This is a genomic window from Corynebacterium sp. CCUG 61414, assembly GCF_024453945.1.
Lineage (GTDB): Bacteria > Actinomycetota > Actinomycetes > Mycobacteriales > Mycobacteriaceae > Corynebacterium > Corynebacterium pseudogenitalium.
In genome coordinates, this window is record NZ_JAGPYU010000002.1 from 40,089 (window position 1) to 62,076 (window position 21,988).

Consider the following 21,988-nt stretch of genomic DNA (forward strand, 5'->3'; position numbering starts at 1 on the left):
CCCGAAACATGGGTTGTGTCGGGGCCATAACTTATGCTTAAGGGCATGACTTCTGCGAAGACTCAAAAAAATATCCTTGTGTGCGTTGCGTGGCCATATGCGAACGGCCCCCGCCACATCGGCCACGTAGCTGGTTTCGGGGTACCTTCTGACGTGTTTGCGCGCTATCAGCGTATGGCTGGCAACAACGTCCTGATGGTCTCCGGCACCGACGAACACGGGACCCCGCTGTTGGTGCAGGCGGACAAGGAAGGCGTGAGCGTCAAGGAGCTCGCAGACCGCTACAACGAACAGATCGTGCACGACTTGGCCGGTTTGGGTCTGTCCTACGACCTGTTTACTCGCACGTCGACTCGTAACCACTATGCCGTGGTGCAGCAGCTGTTTAAGGGACTGTACGCCAACGGTTACATGATCAAGGAGACGACGCAGGGCGCGATCTCTCCTTCGAATGGCCGTACGCTGCCGGACCGCTACATTGAGGGCACCTGCCCAATCTGCGGCGCGACTGACGCTCGTGGTGACCAGTGCGATACCTGCGGTAACCAGCTCGACCCAGCAGACCTGATCAACCCTGTCTCCAAGATCAACGGCGAGACGCCGAAGTTTGTTGAGACCGAGCACTTCATGCTGGATCTCCCGGCGCTGCACGACGCGTTGAAGACGTGGCTGAGCACCCGTGAGAAGTGGCGCCCGAACGTGCTGAAGTTCTCGTTGAACCTCTTGGAGGACATGCGTCCGCGCGCAATGACGCGTGACATCGACTGGGGCATCCCTATCCCGGTCGAGGACTGGCAGGACAACCCGTCGAAGAAGCTCTATGTTTGGTTTGACGCGGTGGTCGGCTACTTGTCTGCCTCGATTGAGTGGGCGGAGCGAAGCGGCAACCCGGATGCGTGGAAGACGTTCTGGCAGGACCCAGAAACGGCGAGCTACTACTTCATGGGCAAGGACAACATCACGTTCCACTCACAGATCTGGCCAGCGGAGCTGCTCGGCTACGCGGGCAAGGGCTCGCATGGTGGGCAAGAACACGAGCTGGGCACCCTGAATCTTCCGACTGAGGTTGTGTCCTCGGAGTTCCTGACCATGTCCGGTTCGAAGTTCTCGTCTTCGAAGGGCGTAGTCATCTATGTCAAGGACTTCCTGAAAGAGTTCGGTGCGGACCCGTTGCGCTACTTCATTGCGGTGGCCGGACCGGAGAACAACGACACGGACTTCACCTGGGACGAGTTCGTGCGTCGCGTGAACAACGAGCTGGCGAATGGCTGGGGCAACCTGGTCAACCGCACTGTGTCGATGGCGCACAAGAACTTCGGCGAGGTTCCAGAACCAGGAGAGCTCGCCGAAGTGGACGAGAAAATCCTTGAATTGGCGGAATCCACGTTTGTTTCCGCAGGCAAGGACTTGGCCGAGGCTCACTTTAAGAGCGCGATCACCAAGATCATGCACGTGGTCGGGGAGACCAACGCGTACATCGCGGACCAGGAGCCGTGGAAGCTCGCGAAGGATCCGGAACAGCGCACTCGTCTGGCGACGGTCCTGTGGACCGCACTGCAGGTGGTCAGCGACTGCAATGCGATGCTGACCCCGTTCCTGCCGCACACGGCGCAGAAGGTACACGAGACCCTCGGCCGGACTGGTGTGTGGGCGGCAGAGCCGTCCATCGTTGAGGTTCGCGATGACGCTGACTACGATCTCGTCGGCGTCGGCCTGCCGGAGCGCGGCCAGACCTACCTCACCATCACCGGCGACTACTCCGAGCAGCAGGCGACATGGAAGCGCGTGCCAATGGAGCCCGGCGTGGCACTGTCGAAGCCGAAGCCACTGGTGGCGAAGCTCGATCCGGAGCTCGGGGAGACCGGCCCGGAGTGGGCGCCTGTGCAGTAACGCTGCGGCAGCGCTAGAGTGCTTCGAGTGTTTGCTCTTGTACTTTTCGTCGCTGTCATTAGTGCCTCACTGAATTTGCGTGCGGGCATTGCCTCCGTCGGGTCTGTACTTGACCAGGTCATCGCATACTATGACGCCCCGGCATGGGTCGGTGGCGTCATCACGGCGATCCCCGGCACGCTCTTCTTCCTGGTCGGTATCTGTGCGGTACCGATTGCGCGGCGGTTTGGCCTCACCCCCGTCATTCTGGGCGCTGCGGGGTTGCTGACCGCGGGCTTGGGCTTGCGCCCCTTCGCACCCGATATCGCGATGTTCTTACTCGCGACGGTGGGCGCGGCCGGCGCCATCGCACTTATGAACGTGTTGCTGCCTGCGTGGATCAAGCAGCACGGTGGGCGCTACATCGTCGCCCTGACTACGGTGTACTCCGTAACCCTGGGCTTATCGTCGGCGGCTGGCCCGCTCAGCGCGTTGGTGACACCCTCGTGGCAGTCGGCACTCGGCCTGTGGGAGGTGACGGCTGTCGTGCAGCTGGCGGTTTGGGTATTTGTGCTCTTCAAATTCGGGAGGGACATCCCCGGGAGCAAGGCTTCGACCCCGCAGGACGGCGCGGTTGCTACGCCAGAAGCGCCGGTGTGGAAGTCGCTCACTGCGGTGGCCTTGATGCTCTTCTTCGGGTTGCAGTCAACCAGCGCGTATATCCAGATGGGGTGGTTGCCCGCCATTTTCATTGACGCCGGGGTTGCCCCTTCCACCGCAGCCACGGGACTCGGGCTGCTTGGCGCGGTAGGCATGGTTGGTGGGCTTGTGCTGCCGACGGTCATCTCTCGCGCGCGGACGCTGACGCCGCTGGTGGTGCTGTTTGCGCTCTCGACGGCCACTGGGTATCTCGGCTTGTACTTCGCACCGGCAGCATCACCGCTGGGCTGGAGCCTCCTCCTGGGCTTCGGCGGGTGCTGCTTCCCGCTAGCAATCGCACTGATCCCGGCGCGCACACGCGACCCGCTAGTCACTGCACGGCTGTCGGGTTTTGTGCAGCCGGTCGGGTACGTGCTCGCGGCAACGGGTCCGCTGCTCATTGGCGTGGCCTATGGGCAGATCGGGGAGTTCCAGCCGATCCTGATCGCGCTGGTCATCATGGCGTTGGTCATGGGGGCTGTTGGCATCGTGGCGGCGCGTCACGTCGTTATTGACGACGAGCTTAGTGCTGCAAGCCGCTGAGGAACTGTTCCAGGAACGTGGTGAGTTTGCCGGTTGCGTCGTCGTCGAAGCGGGCGTCGACAACCATGATGGGGGCGGTGTATTTGGGGGAGTTGGTGTCGGCATCGCGGACGACGACGAGGTCCGTGCCGTAGTCATCTTTCAGGAGTTTCCAGGTAAATCCGTAGTCGCGGACGAATGCGTCGCCGAGGGCGGTGCCGACGATACGGGCTGTGTCGCCGCGCGGGTAGCTGCGTTGTGCGTCGCGGGGAAGTGCAAGGAAATCCTCGAGTAACCCTTCGAACCGCTCGATGATTACTCGTGCAGGGCCATTGAGCCCCTGCGCCGCTGCCTCGGCGAGTGCGTTGTCGATGCTGGTTTGGGTCTGTGCGTCAATCGCGTGGAATGTCATAGGCTCTATCGTATGAGCAAAAAGAAACCTCGCCCGACACCAGTACCAGCAGCCCCTATACCAGGGCTTATCGACGCCCACACCCACCTGGCCTCTACCGGAGCCACCACGCAGGCGGATATCGATGCGATTATGGAGCGTGCGTTGAGCGCCGGTGTGGAGCGGGTATGCACCGTGGGCGATGGGCTCGCGGAAGCAGAGCAGGCGCTTGCTGCCGCGCACATGCATGAGGGCGTGTTCGCAGCGTGCGCGATCCATCCGACGCGAGCCGCCGAGCTCGACGACGCGACACGGGAACGGCTCACGCAGATGGCCTCGGACGCTCGGTGTGTTGCGGTGGGGGAGACAGGCATCGATACGTATTGGATCCGCCACGACGCCGAGAACACCGCTGACCTTGCCACGCAAGAAGAAGCGTTTCGTTGGCACATTCAGCTCGCCGTGGACTCCGGCAAGGCATTGATGATCCATAACCGTGAGGGGGATGCGGACATGATGCGGATTCTCGCGGATGCGCCGAAACCGGAGCATGTGATTTTGCACTGCTTCTCCTCACCCCTTGACGTGGCGCGGGAGGCGATTGAGCGTGGCTATGTGCTCTCCTTTGCCGGCAACGTTACGTTTAAGCGCAATGAGGAGCTGCGGGAGGCGGCGGCTCTGGCGCCGGTGGGCCAGCTGCTCATCGAAACCGATGCGCCGTATATGACCCCGGAGCCGTTTCGAGGTTCGCGCAATGAGCCATCGCTGATTGGGCATACGGCACACGTGGTTGCGCAAGCTCGGGGAGTGGACGTCGAGACGCTGGCGAGCGAGGTATCCGCTACCTTCGATCGCGTCTATGGTCTGGGATGATGCTGTGCACGTGTCCGGGAACACACTGGGCGCAAGTAAGCGTTGTCCCAGGTCGGCTGTGAGTGGTGTGAATCGCGTGGCGCGAGTTAACGTGTCCACCATGGTGTGCAAACATGTGCTGGTAAAACGGTAGAAGTTACCGTATTGTTATCGAAGTATTATTTCGTGACGAAGGGGAATGACGCTTTATGGGCTCGCGTATCCAGCACAACAACACCGCAACGAAGCGAATCGCCGTCGGGGCACTCGCAGGTGTTGTCATTGCAGCCGGTACCACCACGGCGCTCGCCGCGCAGAAGGACGTCACTGTGGACGTCAACGGTGAGGCGACCTCGCTGAAGACCTTCTCGGGTGACGTCGCGGGTGCGTTGCAGGCTGCGGGCGTTGAGGTCAAGGACAGTGACGTTGTGTACCCGGCGCCTGCTGAGAAGCTGTCGAACGGCGATACCGTGACCGTTCGTACTGCGAAGCCAGTCGCCGTCGTCGTCGACGGGGTGGCAAAGGAAATCACCTCGACAGCGCTGACTGTTGGGGAAGTCATGGACGAGGTCGGGGTGTCCCCGGCTTCCTCGTCGGACCTAAACAAGGACACCAAGCTTGTCGACGGCCTCAATGTCGACGTGACCACCCCGAAGATCATCGCGATCAATGACGGTGGGAACGTGACCTACGCGTCGGTTGCGAAGAAAACCGTAGGCGAGCTCCTCGCGGACCGTGGCATCACCTTCGACTCCGATGATCGTTTGAACCACCCGCTTGATGCCGCGGTGTACCCGAACATGGAGATCGTGCTCGACCGCGTCAACGTGGTGAAGCGTGCTGAGGTCCTGCCAATCGAGGCACCGGTTGAGTACGTCGATGATGAAGAGCTGGAAACCGGCAACGAAGAGGTGCTGGAGGAAGGCAAGGACGGGGAGAAGGAAATTCTCCACGAGACCGTTCTGGTCAATGGCAAGGTTGAATCCGAGGGCATTGCAGGTGAGCGCGAGGTTCGTGCGCCGAAGGCGGCGAAGGTGCGACGCGGTACCAAGGAGTCGGCGAATGCTCCTGCTGTTGCAGCTGGTTCAGTATGGGACACGTTGGCGCAGTGTGAGTCTGGCGGCAACTGGTCCATTAACACGGGTAATGGCTACCACGGCGGCTTGCAGTTCTCTGCGTCGACGTGGGCAGCGTACGGCGGCACCCAGTACGCGCCGACCGCTGACCAGGCGACCCGCGAGCAGCAGATCGCAATCGCCCAGAAAACGCAGGCATCCCAGGGGTGGGGTGCGTGGCCTGCATGTACCGCACGGATGGGGTTGCGCTAACCTCGTCAGGTATGAGCGAAACCCAACTGCTTGGCCCGGTAGAAATCCGTGAGCTTGCGGCTGCACTAGGTGTCACCCCAACGAAACGGCTGGGGCAGAACTTCGTGCACGACCCGAATACCGTGCGGCGTATCGTTGCCGCAGCGGAGCTTTCCCCAGACGACCGCGTGGTCGAGGTCGGTCCTGGTCTCGGGTCACTGACGCTTGGCCTGCTCGATGAGGCAGCGCACGTGACAGCGCTTGAGATCGATGACAGGCTGGCACAGCAGCTGGGTAAAACGGTGGAGCTTCGAGCACCTTCGGCCGCGCACAAGCTGGATATCGTGCACATGGACGCGCTGAAGACTACGCAGCGTGATGTTCCCGGGGAGCCAACGGCTCTCGTTGCGAACCTGCCGTACAACGTTTCGGTGCCGGTGTTGTTACACCTGCTTGCGGAGTTCCCTTCCATTCGCCGCGTGCTCGTGATGGTGCAGAAAGAGGTCGCTGACCGCCTTGCCGCGAAGCCAGGCACGAAGATTTACGGCGTGCCTAGCGTAAAAGCGGCGTTTTATGGCGAGGTGTCGCAGGCAGGGACCATCGGCAAGCACGTCTTCTGGCCGGCTCCGAATATCGAGTCAGGGCTTGTTCGCATCGACGTCGATCCGGGGCGCGACCGCAGCGTGCGCGACAAGGTTTTCCCACTTATCGACGCCGCCTTCGCCCAACGCCGCAAGACGCTGCGCTCAACGCTCGCATCGGTGTACGGTTCCCCCGTGGAGGCCGAGGCAGCCCTGCGTGAGGTCGGCATCGATCCTGGACTGCGTGGCGAGAAGCTTGGAGTGGAGGACTTTGTCAGGCTAGGGGAGGCCCGATGAGCGGCAACACGCGGGAGTTTGTTGCATCAGCGCCCGGCAAAGTGAACCTACACCTCGGCGTCGGCAACGCGCGTGCCGACGGCTACCACGAGTTGGTAACGGTTTTCCAGGCCGTCGAGCGCCGCGAGCGAGTTCGCATCGTCGTCGAGGATGAGTCGGCATGCGTCGAATCTGGCTCCGTGGTCGTTGGGATGCAGACGCACTTCCACGTGGACGTACCAGACGAGGATATCGATACGCCTCGAAACCTGACGTGGCGTGCGGTTGATGCCGTCGTCGACGCCGTCCGGGCCCGCAGTGGCGTGCAAGGATTGTCGTTGCCGAAGGCGAAGCTGGTCGTCGACAAGCATGTGTTTGTGGCAGGCGGGATGGCGGGCGGTTCCGCAGATGCCGCGGCTGGGCTCGTCGCGGCGAACGCCTACGTGGAGCGGTACTGCGGTGAGCGGCTCAGCGAAGAAGATCTCTACGACCTTGCAGTCGGGCTGGGAGCGGACGTGCCGTTTGCACTCCACGGACACACAGCGCTTGGCACCGGGCGTGGCGACGCCCTCGTTGAGGTCCTCGGGCGCGGCACGTACTGGTGGGTGTTTTGCAATCCGAAGATTGGGATTTCGACGGGCAAGGCCTTCGAAACACTCGATGACCTGCGTCACGACAACCCGGCACTCGTACCGCATTTGGACACGGCCGCGCTGTCGCAGGCACTCGTGACGGGCGACCCGCGCGAGCTAGCGAAGCACCTGCACAACGATTTGGAAGCTGCAGCGGTGGCGATGCGCCCACGCATCGCAGCCCTGATCACACGCATCGAATCCGAAACTGAACTTGTAGCCCGCGCGATTGTTTCTGGGTCCGGGCCGACGATCGCCGCACTGTGCTTCGACGAAGAAGCCGCGCGGGCGCTTGAAACGGTGCTTCGTGACAACGTCGAGGGCGTCGAGGTGTTCTGTACTTCCGGCCCGTCTGCGGGGGCGCAACTCGAGGCGTAGGCTACGATGGGTTTGCTATGGCGAACCTGATCAACCTCGAAAACGTATCCAAAACCTGGGGCTTAAAAACACTGCTCGACGGTGTCTCCCTCGGAATCCAGACCGGCGATCGCATCGGCATCGTGGGCGTCAACGGCGGCGGGAAAACAACGTTGCTTGAGGTGCTCACCGGCATCGAAGCCCCGGACAGCGGGCGCGTGTCGCACAACTCTGACCTACGCATGGCGGTGGTGACACAACGCTTCGAAATTCACGACGACGCCACCGTCGGCGACGTCGTCGTCAAACCCTTGGGGCTCGAGACGTACGAGTGGGCGTCGAATAGCAAGGTGCGAGAGGTTCTCCAAGGAACAGGCGTGGCTGCCCTCGGGCTGGACACCCCGGTCGGGGAGCTTTCTGGTGGTGAGCGGCGCCGCGTGAGCCTCGCCGCGGCCCTTGTGCAGGACTTAGATCTCGTCGTGCTTGACGAGCCGACGAACCACCTTGACGTCGAGGGCGTGCAGTGGCTGGCATCCCACCTCATGCAGCGCAAACTCGCAGTCGTGGTGGTTACGCACGACCGCTGGTTCCTCGATACCGTCGCTACGCTGACCTGGGAGGTCCACGACGGCACCGTCGACGTCTACGAGGGTGGCTACAACGACTGGACGTTCGCCCGCGCCGAGCGTGCCCGCCAGGCCGACGCCATCGAGCAGCGTCGTCAGAACTTAGCGCGCAAAGAGCTCGCGTGGCTGCGCCGAGGCGCCCCCGCACGCACGTCAAAACCGCGCTACCGCATCGAAGCAGCCGAAGCTCTCATCGCAAATGTCCCGCCACCACGCGACAAGGTCGAGCTGATGGCGTTTTCCAAGCAACGCCAGGGCAACGTCGTCATCGAGTTTGAGGACGCCCGCATCGACGCTCCTGACGGGCGCACGCTCGTCGACCACCTCACGTGGCGGCTCGCGCCGGGCGAGCGCATCGGTCTTGTTGGTGTCAACGGTTCCGGAAAGACGACGTTGCTGCGGACGCTCGCCGGTGACTACCCGCTTGCCGTCGGCAAGCGCATCGAAGGCCTGACCACACGGATTGGGTGGCTGCGACAGGAATTCGACGACCTCGACCCAACGAGGACGGTGCTCGACTCTGTGGAGGACGTCGCGCACTACATCACGTTGGGTAAGAAGGAGGTTTCGGCATCCCAGCTCGCGGAGCGTCTCGGGTTTAGCCCGAAGCGCCAGCGCACACCTGTTGGGGACCTCTCCGGCGGTGAGCGTCGTCGGCTCCAACTGACGCGTGTGCTGATGAGTGAGCCCAACGTATTGCTTCTCGACGAGCCCACCAACGACCTCGACATCGATACGCTGCAGGAACTCGAAGACTTACTCGATGGCTGGCCAGGAACGCTCGTCGTGATTTCGCACGACCGCTATCTGATTGAACGCATCGCGGACTCTACCTACGCACTGTTCGGCGACGGCACGCTGAGCAACCTACCCGGAGGGATCACGCAGTACCTCGAGCAGCGAGCTGCCATGGACACCCAAACGGGTCCACTCGATTTGGGGGAGAAGACCGAAAACTCCGAAAAAGCTGCCCCCGTGGAGGAACCGCGGCTGTCATCGCAGGAAGAACGTGAGATCCGGAAGCGGATGAAAGCGCTTGAGCGCAAGATCGCGACGGCGGAAACACGTGCCAAGGAGTTGGAAGCGCAGATTGCCGACATGTCGGGTGAAGACGCGCCGGATTTCGAAGCGATCGGCGCGAAGACGCAGGAATTGCAGCGCACCAACGATGGCCGCGATGAGCTAGAGATGGAGTGGCTTGAGCTTGGGGAGCAGCTCGAGCACTAAATCGGGTACCCGTTATTGATCTTCTCGATCAGGTCGTTCACAATACGACCCTGCTCGAGGAGTGCTTCCTGCAGGTAGTCGGAAGCCTCGTGGCGCTTTTCTTTGCGCAGCAGCTCCACAATGTGCTCGTTGACGGAGATGAACTGGCGGTTAAACGACGGCTGCTGCTGAATAATCGGAAGCGTTGCCAAGCGCATGAACGCGTCAAGCTGGTCCATGGTGTCGCCGAGGGTCTTCGAGCCCATTGCGGAGAGCACCACGTGGTGGAAAGCCTGGTTCACGGCCGTCAGCAGGTCATCGTCGTCCTGAGCGATTGCCTCGCGGGCTTCAGTGTTGAGTTTTTCGAGACGGTCAACATCGAGCTCTTCGCCCCAAAGGAGAGCCGCAGGCTCGATTGCGGCGCGCGCACGGTAGGTGTCAGTGACGAAGTCCGGGGAAGGAGTGGCGAGGAATACGCCACGGTTCGGAATGCGCTCACAAAGACCTTCTGACGTAAGCATTGCAAATGCTTCGCGGAGGGTATTTCTGGATACCTCGAAACGCTCAGCGAGGGCAACCTCGTTGAGCTTCTGGCCTGGGGAGAACTCACCACGCGAAATCGCGCGGCGGACCTCAGAGGCAACGTTTTGAGCAAGCATGGCATCCGTAAGTGTAGAACTATTTATTTAAGCTAGTCAGCAATGGTAAATAGAACCATCGGCCGACAACTGTTACGAGTATAACGCATCTATTGTTGAACAATTAACTGAGCAGCTTCGTAGCCAAAAGCGTCGGCTGACAACAATGCGAGATATGCGTAGGGTGGTGGCATGATTTTGATCAACGTTCGTTACAAGCCACTGCCAGAATACGTCGAGACATTTCGTCAAGAGGTAGAGGAATTCACCAACGCAACCCGCGCAGAGCCGGGCTGCATCTTCTTTGACTGGTACCGCAGTGAAGAGGATAAGAACGAATACCTGCTCATCGAGGCATTCCACGACGATGCCGCGGAAGCGCACGTGAACTCCGATCATTTCCGCGCCGCCCAGGAGCTGTTCCCGAAGATTCTGAAGGAAACCCCGACCATCATCAATACCCTGATCGAGGGTAAGACCGAGTGGGATACCATGGCTGAATTCAAGGTGGACTAGCCGAATCGGCTTAATTTCTCCCCGCTTTATGGGTACGGTTAGTACCTATGAGTGAAGAGAAGAATTCCACCAAGCCCCCGAAACTTTCCAAGAAGGCGTACGAGAAAGAACTCGTACGCCTTCAAGCTGAGTTGGTGGCAATGCAGCAGTGGGTCGTCAAGACCGGAGCGCGTGTTGTCATCGTGATGGAGGGGCGCGACGCGGCAGGCAAAGGCTCCGCAATTAAGCGCATCACCCAGTACCTGAACCCGCGCACCTGCCGTATTGAGGCGCTGCCGAAGCCAACTGAGCGCGAGCAGACGCAGTGGTACTTCCAGCGCTACGTCGAAAAGCTCCCCGCCGCAGGCGAGATCGTCATCTTCGACAGGTCCTGGTACAACCGCGCCGGCGTTGAGCGCGTGATGGGGTTCTGCACCACGGAGGAATACCGTCGGTTCCTACACCAGACACCGATCTTTGAACGCCTCCTCGTTGAGGACGGCATCATGCTGCGTAAGTACTGGTTCTCTGTATCGGATGAAGAGCAGTACAAGCGATTCCAATCCCGCCGGGAAGACCCGCTGCGCCAGTGGAAGCTCTCGCCAATGGACCTCGAGTCCATTACAAAGTGGGAGGACTACTCCCGAGCCAAGGATGAGATGTTTATCCACACGGATATTCCTGCGGCGCCGTGGTACACGGTTGAGTCGGAGGATAAGAAGCGCTCGCGCATCAATGTGATTTCTCACCTCTTGTCGACGATCCCCTACGAGCACATTGACCCTGATCTGCCAGAGATCCCTGAACGCCCAGAGATTATTGACTACGAGCGACCTCCGCGCGACGAGTTCCGTTACGTGCCCGATGCTGCTGCAAAGCTGGAACTCTCCAAGGTGAGCAGCAAGAAAAAGAAGAAGGGCAAGAAGAACTCCTAGTTTGGTGCGTTGCCCAAATGGAGAAACCCAGCCATACCATGAGGTGGCTGGGTTTCTTGTTTTGCGGTCTGTATATCTCTGTATATCAAGGAATCGTTGGTAGCTGGATCCCGAGAATCGTCCCTGCGCCCTGGGCGAGTGCGGCGACGGTCATTACGACGCCAGCGATCGCCATGAGTGAAGTGATCACCGTGGTGATGTGTCCGCCGACGTTATCGACGGCGCTCATACGAGCTTCCCGAGCATCGCCTGGAAACCTGGCTGGCTCGCTGCAAATGCAAGGCCACCGAGGGCCGCGATTGCGGCAAGCACGATTCCGACGATCGCGCCGGTTCCAAGGCTTGATCCTTCCGGCGTGGGAGTGGGCGTCGTCTGTGCGGGAGCATCCTTGAATTTCAGTGCAAGGGCTACCTTGGAATCCGCGAAAGGCTCACCGGCCTTGTACTGCTTATCGAAGATCGCGGAGCCGTCCTCTGTCAGTTTGGTCGGGGTGAAGGTCGCAGCGAATTGGTTGTTCTTGTTAGCCTTCAGCGGCTGTTGGACGTCGAACTCGACGATGCGCTTATCGTCGCCGGTCAACGTGGTGGTCTCTGCACCGGGCATAGCGCCCTTGCGGACATAGTCTGCCTGGAGGAACCCTTTAGCCCCTTCGATGACGACCTTGAAATCAGACAGCTGGATATCCATCGCACCGTGGTGTGCGTTGATACTGATAGCGCCGTCGAGGTCTATGACCCCTTCGCCAGTTGCCGTGAGCTTGGACTCCTTTGCATTTACTGGCAAGGCGAAGTCAACCAGCTTGCTCGCGTCAAGTACCTTTTCTGCCCCATCGGACGCCGTGATGGTTGCTGCGGCAAACGGCTTCTGGATGTAGCTCAGGAATGATCCCTTGATGTTCCAGTTTGCGTGCCCGGACTCGAGCGTTGGGGCTTCCGCGAATGCGCTCGGCGCGACGAGGGCAGTAGAAGCAAGGAAGGCAGCGGTGAGGGTTGCCAGAGTGGTGGAGCGAGACATGTACGTCCTTTCATGAGTAATCGCAACCACACCGAATGGTGAGGTTAGGCTAACCTTAAATATTGGTTGGGGTTTGGTCAACGGCCGGGGGTAATGGGGCTAGGTCGCACCTGTCATAGGGGAGCAGTTTGCCTCATGAGGCGCGATGAAAACACGATTTCCGTCGTGCAGGACCGTAATAGGCCAGTCGTAGATCTCGCTCAGAATGTGGTCCTGGTACACCTCGGCCACCGGCCCCGCTGCCGCAACAGCCCCCTGCTTCAAGCACACCACGTGGTCGCAGTACCGCGCAGCAAGCTGAAGATCGTGGAGCACGACGATCACGGTCGCGCCATCACGTGCCAAGGTGCGGGCGACGCCCATCGTCTGCTCTTGGAAGCGCACGTCCATCGCGGCAGTTGGTTCGTCGAGAAACACCACAGGTGTTCGCTGTGCCAAGACTCTGGCAAAGGCCACACGGGCGCGCTCACCACCGGAAAGCGTGAACATCTCTCGTTCCTGGAGGTGCGTGATGCCCGTCGCGGCGAGCGCTTGGTTGACGATGGTGGCGTCGTCAGGCTGAGTGCCCCACGGATGGCGCCCCATCTCGACGACGTCGCGCACCAAGAACGAAAAGGCGACACTGACATCCTGAAGCATGACGGCACGCATCCGAGCGAGTTGATGAGCGGTGCACCCAGATACATCCTGACCCACAAGCTGGACGCTTCCGCTCGAGAGGGATGTATCGCCGGAGAGCGCAGCGAGCAATGTAGACTTGCCAGCTCCGTTGGGGCCGATGAGGCCGGTGACCTCTCCACTCTGCGCGGACATGCTGACATCGTGGAGTATTTCGCGCCCCTGTCTATGGACTGTGACATGTGAAGCGGTAACTGTCATTGTGCATGGCCCTTTCGCATCATCTGCCGCAGCAGGAAGAAGAAGGTCGGCCCGCCAATCAGAGCTGTGAAAATACCGATTGGCAGGTCAGCGAATGGAATGATTGTGCGGGAGAGAATATCGCCAGCACCGATCAAGAGCGCTCCTCCGAGTGCAGAAGCCGGAACAAGCACCGTATTGGACGGGCCGACCGCAGTGCGCACGATATGTGGGACGACGAGTCCTACGAACCCGATCAACCCAGCGAAGGAGACCGCTGCGGCCGTAAGCAATGTCGATAGCGCGATCGCCAACATGCGCAGGCGTGCGACGTTGATGCCTACATGGAATGCAGCTTGGTCGCCCAAAGCGAGGATGTCGAGCTTGCGCACAAAACACATGGCACATGCCAATGCGAAGGTGACGACGGCAGCTACCACCCCAGTTTGCGCCCAACTCGCCCCAGCGAGGCTGCCCATCTGCCAGAAAACGATCTGCTCCCGCGCCGTGGTAGGGGCGATGAATGTGAGTGCTGAAATGCATGCGCCGCAGATAGCGTTCGCTGCGATGCCTACTAGCACCAGGTTCAGGACGCGGACTCTGCCACCTGAACGCGCCAGCTGGTACACCACCACGGTGACGAATATGCCCGTTGCGAACGCGAAGATCGGCACGGTCATCGTTCCGAATGTGGTGATGCCGAATACGGTGGCGATAGCTGCGCCTACACCTGCCCCGGTGCTGACGCCAACGACGCTTGGTTCTGCTAGGGGGTTGGCAAATACGGACTGCATGAGCGCCCCGCCTGTTCCCAGTGCCGCGCCGACGCAGAGTCCTAGAACGAGCCTCGGGATGCGGATCTGCCATAATACTGATGCTTCGAGTGTGGACGCTGACATTGGCCCTGCGGTAAGGATCGGCCAGAGCTCGCCGGGGGAAAACTCAAACTGGCCTACAACGAGAGAGGCAATGGCCGTGAGCACTAGCAGGGAAGCGGTGGCTGCGAAAAGCACAGTTCTTCCAATGCGTCGTGCATGGATTGCTCCGTGGTGCTCGCTCATAGCTGCTCTCCGTAGAGAGCGTGCGCCGCGCGCAGCAGCAGTTCGCCAGTTTGAGGTCCGAACGCAAGTGAGTCACCGTCGGGAAGCGCCAGGACTCGCCGGTGCTGCCCCGCGGTGGTTTGTGCGACGCCGGGACGTTGGAGGAGGCCTTCAATATCGCCTGTGGACTGGAGCCCACCGTTCATCATGACGAACACTTCGGGGTTTACCTCGGCGAGCGCCTCAGGGCTTGCAGGCGAAGGCTGACCGATGCCGTGCTCGGAATTGACGTCCCTGCCACCTAGAGCAGTGATGAGTTCTTCAGTTCCTTCTTCACGCCCGAGTAGATAGAAGACGCCACCGGTGCCGCGAGCATACAAAAACGACATTCGCAGTGGTTCTTCAGGTGCCACCGCAGCGATTGCGTCGAGCGCTTGCTGGACTTCTTTCTCGCTGCGTTCGGCGAGGAGGCGGCCTGCCTCAGGCTCACCGACGAGGGTTGCCACATTAGTGATGTCCTCCGCGATCGAGGCCAGCGAACGCGTCGGCTCCAGCATCACAGTGGTGATACCGGCTGCCCGTAGCTGGTCGATCGCCTCAACTGGTCCTACTGAGCGGTCGACAAGCACCAAGGTGGGACGAAGATTCAGAATGGCCTCGACGTTGAGCGAATGCCCGTTTTCCGTGACTACGGGCAGATGCGCAAGCGACGGCTCCGAGGAACTTACGGTCCGCCCGACGATGTTGTCTGCCATGCCGACACCACGAAGCGTCTTGGTGAATGTGCCGTATAGGTCCAGTGCAAGGATGCGGGAGGTATCAGTAATGGTGACGTCGTAACCGTCCGCATCGGTCACTTCGACGGGCAGAGCTTGTTCCCGTGGCGTATCGATTGGCTCGACCTCGGAGATCTCAGAGACCATCGAAACCCCTTGCGCCTGGTGTGGGTCCCCGTTTGTCTGCAGCGACTCCGCGAGCTCGTTGGTGGTGTGTTGTGTTGGGTTGTCCCACTCCGCACACCCGCCGAGGCTCAGCGTTATCGCAGTCGCGGTAACCAAGGAAAGAGTGGTTTGCAGCATTTTCATAGTGTCATATCTCCCTATCCGATGACCGCGAATCTGATGAGCGCACCGCCTGCGCCAAGCAGCGAGGCAATGAGCACCAAGAGCGTCGCGACGGTCGCGTCATCCCAACCATCCGCCCCTGTACGCGAATTGGGCGCGGTGTTTTTAATCTGGAACTTTCCGCCTTCTGGCTGATCAGGGGACGAAACAGTTGCGTCCCCCAAATGCTCGTCGAGAACGCTTCCGCGGGAAGGCGTAGACGAGGATGTTGTAGACTTCCGAAGTTTCGCTCGAGCGTCGGCCCCCGCCGCATTGTTGGATGGAGAGGACGCCCCTCCGATGGAGCCCTGGCCTTCGGCGCAGTTAGCCGATCCGCCGAGTTGAGCGGTGAAGTGAATTGTGTCGAGCGGATCGCCAGGAGGGTAGAATTGCCCAAACGCTTCCGAACCTGTGCTCGTAAGCGTTGCTTCTGCTGTACCGGTTACCGCAGAGTCGCTCACATCGAGGTTCGTGAAAGTGAGGTCTGCGATGGCGATGCGCCCGTAGTCGCGGGGGTCGCCTTCCATGGTGTTCGACGTCGCGTTGAGGATCAGCTGGCCGGTATTGCCGGAGAACTGGATTTCCATGTTGGAAAAACGAGTGTCCAATACGCCCCCGTGCCCGGTAAAACGGATCGAACCGGGGTAGAGGATGGACCCCGACCGCGTCGCAGAATCAACTGCTCCCGAATTGCCGTTGAAAGTAAAGGTGTTACCGCTGTCTCCAACGCCTTGGAGCTCCCACTTTCCTTTCGCGATATTGCCACGGATGTATGTACGGAACGACTGCCGGATTCCCCACTGTGCCTCAGCAGAGGTGACTCCGTGTGAGGTGCCAGCATCACAGACGGTATTTGAAGATGCATTACCGCCTGACGGTGCTGTGGCTGAGGCATCGCGATTGCTGTGGGCCGATGCGTTGCTCGATGGGGAAGTCGGCGCTGATGCTTGGTTGCGCGCCGGGGCCGTGTTGGCAGCCGAAGCAGTCGTCCCCGGCGCCGTCGAAGAGCGGTTGGGACGGGCTGACTGTTGCGACGATGTAGCGCGCTCGTGTAACGACGTTGCGCTTCGCAAGACCTTGTCGGCGTTGGTAAACAGCCCGTTGACCTCGATGAGCGTGTCGTTTACCTGTCCGAGCCAGAAAGCCGGTCCGCTTGTCGCCTTTGAACGTGTGGCGCCACTGTGCCCCTGAGCAGCTGCGTTGCTATTGTCTCCTGATGGGGACCCGAGTGTGAAGTCCGGGACTGGTCCGGCACCCGAAGCCTCCGTGAGTGAGAGATCGATACTGATCGGGTCGAGGGGCTCGCCTGCTTCGTAGAATCCGGCGAAGATAGTTTCCCCAGAAGCGGTAAGTGAGGTGTGGCCGCTTATTGTCACTTGGCTTGCGGTGAAGTTCGGTGCGGCGTCAAGGGTGATGGTGGCCAGTACTTCTTTTTGTCCTTCTTCGACAGGGCCCACAGCTCCTGCGCCGACATACTTCCGTGTGCTGTAGTCCACCCGGAGTTCTGCGTTAGTGCCGTTGACCACCAAGATCGGGTTGCTGAGCGTCAGCTCGAGAGAGCCATCGTGGCCACTGAAGTGGACTGAGCCGGTGAAGTTGAATTGTCCGGAGGATGGGCCAGTAATCGCGGAGGATTCGGCTGGGAATTGGAATGCCGTCCCTGAGCGAGTTGCCCCTTCATCTGTGGAGATGGACCCCTTGGCGACGCCGGTTTCGATGTACTTACGGAACGATTCTCGCACACCCCAATCCATTGTTCCCGTGGATACAGTGCGGTGTGACGCGGTTTGTTCCTGTGCCGGAGCAGGGGGAGGGGTAATGAGGAGCGGGCTGAACGCTGTTGCTGCAAAGCCAAGCATGCTGGCAGAAGTGGCCAACGCGCATACGTAGCGGATAGACATAGTTCTTGGAAAATACTCTTCGTCGTCGGGATAAATGAGGGTAAGCTTACCTAATTAAAGTTAGGTGAGCATAGCCTTATGAAAGGGTGTTGTTGTGGTAGTGGACCAGGAGCCTGTAACCGAGCTCATTCCAGTCGTCTCAGAGGTGTCTCAAGGGCGGTTCGCGCCGTGGGAGCGTGCACTGTCGGCTGTAATTGCTGGCGTAGTGGTCTTTGGTGTGAGCGCCGGAAATCTGTGGGTAAGCTCCTTGGCCTGCTTGGGGTTGGTTGCACTAGTTTTTGCGCTGGCTGCGCTGCCGTCGCGACGTCGTTACCAGGCATCACCGCGCGGAGGTCGTCGCTCCGGGTTTCTCGTTGGTGTGGTGTGGGCTGGGGTGGTTGCAGTCTCGCTGGTGGTGTTGTTCGCCGTGCCTGAGCGCTACACCCTTACCGGGGGCGTGCTTGCCGCCTTTGTGGCGGCAAGTGCCGTGTGGGGTGTGTTTGCGTATCTCGACAGCAGTGACGCCAAGCGTCGAGGGCTAGTCGAGTCGTGATGTAAGCTCCTGGAACACGGCTTCATTCAGTGTGAAGACGTGCTTTGCTGTCTCGATGAGTTGGGCGCGTTCGTCGTCGCTCAGTTGCATGGCGTCCAGGGATGCTTTGTATTGCGCACGATATGGCGGGATTTTCCCAATCGCGGAAAAGTTATAGAAGTTGAGGGCGTTATCGCCGAGGTTGTATTCGCTGCGAAATACCCGGGCAAGCGCCTGACCGCCAGCGATGTCGCCGAGGTAGCGAACGTAGTGGTGTGCTATCACCTCGGGGCCGTTGTTGGGGGTGAGTGCGTTGAGCTCGGCCACGTAGCGCGACGTTGCCTCGAGTGGGTGATGGTGATCTTGCCAATCCGCGCCGAGTAGCGCTGTGAGGTCGGCGGAGATTGCGTCCACCCGCTCAAGTCTCGGGTCGGCGATCTGGGCCACGGCATGGTGAGTGGCTGTGCGGCGCACCGCGGCTTCGAGCGCGGAATAGATGTGGAAGTACTGCACGGTGAGCTCGGCGACGGCTGTTGCGTTGAGCTGGCCTCCGCTGAGGTGAGACATGAAGCGGGAGGTCTCGGCACTTGCGTGTGCGGCTGTGGTCTGCTCCTTCAGGGCGACGGAAAGTGGCATCTGCGCAGGGGCGATGAGGGTCATCGGTGACTCCGATCGTGTGTAGGTGGGGAGCGAGCGCTCCAAGCTGACCCACCAATAGTAAGGCAAGGCTTACCTAAAGAAAATCGCCCAAAAGTTTAGGATTTATGCCTTGTATTTATTGCTCGTTTTATAACCGCGAGGCGTGGAAACAGTTTTGTCTCCGGGGATCCAGAATCGCCAGGGGGCATCAGCATTCTTCGAGATGCCAATACGGGGGCCACAAACCCACTCCGGGGGAGCGGTAGGTGCGGTCAAAGAGACGGATTTATGGTTATCGGTGAGTTCAAACCCCAACGCTTCGCCCAGGTTTCCGGGGCCACGCGCCAGGTTGTCTTCTTCGATGGGAAGGCGGTCGGGTTTTTGGCGGCGTCGATAGGCGATGTCGTGGCCTTCGATGACCCTGCCTCCACGCAGTAGGCATCCCTGGCCGATGCCCTCCGGTGCGCACACAATGTTGACGTTGTGGTGAATGCCGTACGAAAGGTAGACGTAGAAGTGTCCTGGAGGGCCGAACATCGCAGCGTTTCGTGCCGTTTTGCCGCGATAGGTGTGCGCGGCGGCGTCTTCCTCGCCGAGGTATGCCTCGACCTCGGTCAATACGATGCTGACCCCGCCATGAGTGAGTGTGCACCCGAGTAGTTTCGGCGCGACGATGTTTGCGGGGCGGGAAAAGTCAATCATGGCCCCACCCTAACGAGAGTTCCCCAATGGTGGTTGAACGAAAGGGGGAAACACCACATGAAGTGTGGCTGGAGTTTGTTTTGTTATTTTTTTGCGTACGGTGAAAACAGGAACGCTTTTCTACACGCCACTTAGTCTAAGGAGCATCATGGCAGGCAAGCGCAACTGGGCAGCAACAGCGTCGATCGCGGCAGCGTTGGGGGTAGGAACTGTTGCAGCTGTGGATCTGACTCAGAAGAAACACTCCATTCGAAGAATTTACCCAGTCTTGGGGCGTGCGCGGTGGGCACTCGAGAAGATTCGTCCGGAGCTTCAGCAGTACTTTATTGAGCGTGACTGGGACGGCCGCCCATTCGACCGCCGCACTCGTAGTCTCATCTACTCGCGCGCGAAAGGGCAGACTTCGACCACTGCGTTCGGTACGCAAGAAAACGTCTACGAGCAGGGACACCGCTCCCTGGTGCATTCGATGCGCCCCGTAGATATGCCTGCGGAGCCGCCGCGCGTGCTGATTGGAGGCCCGCAGTGCTCCCAGCCGTACAGTGCAGCATTGCTGAACATCTCCGCTATGAGCTTCGGCTCGTTGTCTGGGCGCGCCGTCGAAGCGATGAACAAGGGAGCCAAGTTGGGCGGGTTCTACCAGGACACCGGTGAAGGCGGTCTGTCCCCGCACCACGAAAAGTACGGCGGTGACCTGGTGTGGGAAATCGGCACCGGGTACTTCGGCGCACGCACTCCGATGGGGGGATTTGATGCAGATACCTTCGCAGAGAAGGCAAAGCGGCCACAGGTGAAGATGACGCTGCTCAAGCTCTCACAGGGAGCGAAGCCTGGTTTGGGCGGTGAGCTGCCAGCCGCGAAGGCGACGAAGGAAGTTGCTGAAATTCGCGGGATCGAGGAAGGGAAGGCGTTCACGTCCCCAGGTGCGCACTCTGAATTTGATACCCCAATCGGCCTCCTGCACTTCATCGACCAGATGCGTACCCTCTCCGGGGGGAAGCCGGTTGGATTCAAACTGTGCATAGGCTCTCGTCGGGAATTCCTCTCGGTGTGCAAGGCCATGCTCGAGACTGGCATTCTGCCTGACTTCATCGTGGTCGACGGTTCCGAGGGCGGTACTGGCTCGGCGCCGAAGGAGTTTGAGGACCACGTGGGCCTGCCACTCACAGAGGGCCTGACGTTCGTGAATAATGCGCTGGTGGGCTGCGGCCTTCGCGACAAGATCAAGATCGGTGCTGCCGGCAAGATCGCCGCCGGCAACGACTTGGTGCGTCGCATGGTGCAGGGCGCGGACTTCCTGCTGAGCGCCCGCGCGATGATGATGGCCGTCGGCTGCGTGCAGGCAATGGAGTGCCACCTCGGTACGTGCCCGGCTGGTGTCGCGACGCAAGACCCGTGGCGTGAGCGTGGCCTGGATGTCGAGGACAAATCAATGCGCGTGATGCGGTACCAGAAGGCCACCGTTTCGTCAGCGCTGCGCCTCATGGCCGCGATGGGAGTGCAAGATCCGAAGGACCTGCGCCCCGAGATGATTCGCTGCAACGACGACTACGGGAAACCCCAGACGTACCGCGAGCGCTACGAGTGGCTTCGCGACGGTCAGCTTGTCGACGGCGACGTCCCGGAGAACTGGCGCGAGGACTGGGAATCTGCGAACGCGGAGTCGTTTCTAGCGAAAGGGAAGTAGCGCTTCGCTTCGGCGTGGAAAATTTGCCACAATAGGGGCATGACCCTAGATGAATCACAACGCGCGAAGGAACTGGCCGAGCTTGAGGAACGCCTCGAGCTCGGCCGTAAGCACCACGAAGAACTCATGGCGCAGATGAAGGCGAAAGTCCAGGAGTTCGAAGAGCGCCAAGCTGAGCTTGAGCGAGCTATTGCGGAGCGCAAGTCCGCAAAGTAAGCGCTATTGCTCACTGAGCCATGCAGCAAGTCGATGCACTGCTGCATGCTCAGCGTTAGTTCCGATGACCTCGTCCGCCACCGTCTTAAGATCCGGGTGGGCGTTGCCCATCGCAACCGCTGTTCCAGCCGCCTGGAGCATCGTGTAATCGTTCAGGAAATCACCGATCGCGGCAGTTGCTTCCTGAGGCACGCCCAAGGCGTCCGCGATCGCCAGCAGCGCCTTGCCCTTGTCTGCCTCTGGGCTCATGATGTCGATCCAGTGCTGGCCACTAACTACGTGGTGTAGTCCAGGCGCGTGCGCCTGCACCCACGCCAGCGCGTCACGCTCTGCATCACCGTCCACGTAGAGCGCGACTTTCACGGGTTGTTCGAAGGGGACGTCGACAAGCGAATCCACGTTTGTGTTGGCGTGATAGTACTTTGCAATCTCCTGCTCGACTTCCTTGGATGCACCGCGCAGCGAGTAGGACTGCTCGGGGGTGCACAGCACCGCCGACGCTGAAAACGGCGCTGTTTCAAACGCGCGTAGAAACTCGCGTACTGGCTGCTCCGGCATGGCAGTCACGTCGATTATGCGGCCGTCGTGGAAGACGACGGAACCGTTCTCCGCGATGAACGTGTGAGGCTGATGAGTGGTGAACATATCACGAAGCGTCGCGAGCTGGCGTCCCGATGCCGGCGTGACCAGGACTTCGCGGTCGTCGGCAAGGCGAAGGAGCTCCCAGAAGGCGTCGGGAATGCGCCCGTGTTCGTTGAGCAGGGTGCCGTCCATGTCGAGGGCGATGATCTTCGGGCAAGGCATAGATTCGTTTCCTCCAATGCGTTGATGTACGTGCACAGGGTACCGAAGGTAGTTTCGCGCCAGCTTGTCGACGCCACGTTGGACAAATACCGCCATCCAGCACCGGGGGTGTGTTTTGGGGGTGGGG

The 21,988-nt window shown here is 60.2% G+C and carries 23 protein-coding genes; 12 read left to right on the top strand and 11 right to left on the bottom strand.

Features of this window, described 5'->3' with window-relative positions; genetic code table 11:
• Positions 1-45: 45 nt before the first annotated feature.
• Together metG and KBX14_RS02410 are read left to right on the top strand one after the other, a co-directional pair.
• Entirely contained in the window at positions 46-1,890 is a 1,845-nt protein-coding gene (metG, locus tag KBX14_RS02405; RefSeq protein WP_070363552.1) for a methionine--tRNA ligase, read from the top strand.
• A gap of 27 nt (positions 1,891-1,917) precedes the next feature.
• Positions 1,918-3,111 carry an MFS transporter gene (locus KBX14_RS02410; protein WP_256041778.1) on the top strand — a complete coding sequence of 398 codons (1,194 nt, stop codon included), beginning with the start codon at positions 1,918-1,920 and terminating at the stop codon, positions 3,109-3,111.
• On the opposite strand, the gene KBX14_RS02415 is transcribed toward KBX14_RS02410, so the two are convergent.
• The gene (locus KBX14_RS02415; RefSeq protein ID WP_070362810.1) at positions 3,092-3,502 is read right to left on the bottom strand and encodes a DUF3806 domain-containing protein; all 411 of its coding nucleotides are present in this window, start codon (positions 3,500-3,502) and stop codon (positions 3,092-3,094) included. The two genes, KBX14_RS02410 and KBX14_RS02415, sit on opposite strands and share 20 nt — an antisense overlap.
• A 12-nt stretch (positions 3,503-3,514) precedes the next feature.
• On the opposite strand from KBX14_RS02415, the gene KBX14_RS02420 reads away from it, so the two are divergent.
• The 5 genes from KBX14_RS02420 to KBX14_RS02440 all read left to right on the top strand — a co-directional run bounded on the left by KBX14_RS02420 (position 3,515) and on the right by KBX14_RS02440 (position 9,339).
• Complete coding sequence (locus KBX14_RS02420) at positions 3,515-4,354, top strand: TatD family hydrolase (protein ID WP_256041779.1); 840 nt, start codon at positions 3,515-3,517, stop codon at positions 4,352-4,354.
• A gap of 188 nt (positions 4,355-4,542) precedes the next feature.
• A complete protein-coding gene (locus tag KBX14_RS02425) occupies positions 4,543-5,661 on the top strand; it encodes a resuscitation-promoting factor (RefSeq protein ID WP_256041780.1) in 1,119 nt (372 codons plus the stop codon).
• Positions 5,662-5,672: 11 nt separating this feature from the next.
• On the top strand, positions 5,673-6,518 hold the full coding sequence (gene rsmA, locus KBX14_RS02430) for a 16S rRNA (adenine(1518)-N(6)/adenine(1519)-N(6))-dimethyltransferase RsmA (RefSeq protein WP_071573229.1): 846 nt from the start codon (positions 5,673-5,675) through the stop codon (positions 6,516-6,518).
• Entirely contained in the window at positions 6,515-7,507 is a 993-nt protein-coding gene (locus tag KBX14_RS02435; protein WP_071573230.1) for a 4-(cytidine 5'-diphospho)-2-C-methyl-D-erythritol kinase, read from the top strand. Before rsmA ends, KBX14_RS02435 begins: the two co-directional genes overlap by 4 nt.
• Positions 7,508-7,524: 17 nt before the next feature.
• Positions 7,525-9,339, top strand: coding sequence for an ABC-F family ATP-binding cassette domain-containing protein (locus tag KBX14_RS02440; protein WP_256041781.1), 1,815 nt, complete (start codon positions 7,525-7,527; stop codon positions 9,337-9,339).
• Here KBX14_RS02440 and KBX14_RS02445 read toward each other — a convergent pair.
• Complete coding sequence (locus KBX14_RS02445) at positions 9,336-9,977, bottom strand: GntR family transcriptional regulator (RefSeq protein WP_070362805.1); 642 nt, start codon at positions 9,975-9,977, stop codon at positions 9,336-9,338. The genes KBX14_RS02440 and KBX14_RS02445 overlap by 4 nt on opposite strands.
• A 171-nt stretch (positions 9,978-10,148) precedes the next feature.
• Between KBX14_RS02445 and KBX14_RS02450 the strand changes: the two genes are divergently transcribed.
• Entirely contained in the window at positions 10,149-10,472 is a 324-nt protein-coding gene (locus KBX14_RS02450; RefSeq protein WP_070362804.1) for a putative quinol monooxygenase, read from the top strand.
• Between the two features lie 47 nt (positions 10,473-10,519).
• Positions 10,520-11,386: a polyphosphate kinase 2 gene (gene ppk2 / locus KBX14_RS02455; protein ID WP_070362803.1), complete on the top strand. Its 867-nt coding sequence runs from the start codon at positions 10,520-10,522 to the stop codon at positions 11,384-11,386.
• Between the two features lie 85 nt (positions 11,387-11,471).
• Here ppk2 and KBX14_RS02460 read toward each other — a convergent pair whose 3' ends face one another.
• The 6 genes from KBX14_RS02460 to KBX14_RS02485 form a co-directional block, all read right to left on the bottom strand.
• Positions 11,472-11,615, bottom strand: a complete 144-nt coding sequence (locus KBX14_RS02460; protein WP_168156192.1) for a hypothetical protein — start codon at positions 11,613-11,615, stop codon at positions 11,472-11,474.
• On the bottom strand, positions 11,612-12,400 hold the full coding sequence (locus KBX14_RS02465; RefSeq protein ID WP_070362802.1) for an HtaA domain-containing protein: 789 nt from the start codon (positions 12,398-12,400) through the stop codon (positions 11,612-11,614). The genes KBX14_RS02460 and KBX14_RS02465 overlap by 4 nt, the downstream gene beginning before the upstream one ends.
• Before the next feature lie 99 nt (positions 12,401-12,499).
• Entirely contained in the window at positions 12,500-13,279 is a 780-nt protein-coding gene (locus tag KBX14_RS02470; RefSeq protein WP_256041782.1) for a heme ABC transporter ATP-binding protein, read from the bottom strand.
• Positions 13,276-14,319, bottom strand: coding sequence for an iron ABC transporter permease (locus KBX14_RS02475; protein ID WP_256041783.1), 1,044 nt, complete (start codon positions 14,317-14,319; stop codon positions 13,276-13,278). The genes KBX14_RS02470 and KBX14_RS02475 overlap by 4 nt, the downstream gene beginning before the upstream one ends.
• On the bottom strand, positions 14,316-15,383 hold the full coding sequence (locus KBX14_RS02480) for a hemin ABC transporter substrate-binding protein (protein WP_070362799.1): 1,068 nt from the start codon (positions 15,381-15,383) through the stop codon (positions 14,316-14,318). Before KBX14_RS02480 ends, KBX14_RS02475 begins: the two co-directional genes overlap by 4 nt.
• A 14-nt stretch (positions 15,384-15,397) precedes the next feature.
• Positions 15,398-17,302 carry an HtaA domain-containing protein gene (locus KBX14_RS02485; RefSeq protein ID WP_370687048.1) on the bottom strand — a complete coding sequence of 635 codons (1,905 nt, stop codon included), beginning with the start codon at positions 17,300-17,302 and terminating at the stop codon, positions 15,398-15,400.
• Between the two features lie 94 nt (positions 17,303-17,396).
• On the opposite strand from KBX14_RS02485, the gene KBX14_RS02490 reads away from it, so the two are divergent.
• On the top strand, positions 17,397-17,834 hold the full coding sequence (locus KBX14_RS02490; protein ID WP_070362797.1) for a hypothetical protein: 438 nt from the start codon (positions 17,397-17,399) through the stop codon (positions 17,832-17,834).
• Here KBX14_RS02490 and KBX14_RS02495 read toward each other — a convergent pair.
• Together KBX14_RS02495 and KBX14_RS02500 are read right to left on the bottom strand one after the other, a co-directional pair.
• On the bottom strand, positions 17,820-18,473 hold the full coding sequence (locus KBX14_RS02495; RefSeq protein WP_252931110.1) for a heme oxygenase (biliverdin-producing): 654 nt from the start codon (positions 18,471-18,473) through the stop codon (positions 17,820-17,822). The genes KBX14_RS02490 and KBX14_RS02495 overlap by 15 nt on opposite strands.
• Positions 18,474-18,575: 102 nt before the next feature.
• The gene (locus KBX14_RS02500; RefSeq protein WP_070362796.1) at positions 18,576-19,154 is read right to left on the bottom strand and encodes a DNA-3-methyladenine glycosylase; all 579 of its coding nucleotides are present in this window, start codon (positions 19,152-19,154) and stop codon (positions 18,576-18,578) included.
• Between the two features lie 148 nt (positions 19,155-19,302).
• Between KBX14_RS02500 and KBX14_RS02505 the strand changes: the two genes are divergently transcribed.
• Together KBX14_RS02505 and KBX14_RS02510 are read left to right on the top strand one after the other, a co-directional pair.
• Positions 19,303-20,841: an FMN-binding glutamate synthase family protein gene (locus KBX14_RS02505; protein ID WP_070362795.1), complete on the top strand. Its 1,539-nt coding sequence runs from the start codon at positions 19,303-19,305 to the stop codon at positions 20,839-20,841.
• Between the two features lie 39 nt (positions 20,842-20,880).
• On the top strand, positions 20,881-21,057 hold the full coding sequence (locus KBX14_RS02510; protein WP_168156190.1) for a hypothetical protein: 177 nt from the start codon (positions 20,881-20,883) through the stop codon (positions 21,055-21,057).
• A 3-nt stretch (positions 21,058-21,060) separates the two neighbouring features.
• Here the strand turns inward: KBX14_RS02510 and KBX14_RS02515 are convergent, their stop codons facing one another.
• Complete coding sequence (locus KBX14_RS02515) at positions 21,061-21,861, bottom strand: HAD family hydrolase (RefSeq protein ID WP_070362794.1); 801 nt, start codon at positions 21,859-21,861, stop codon at positions 21,061-21,063.
• Between the last annotated feature and the right edge of the window lie 127 nt (positions 21,862-21,988).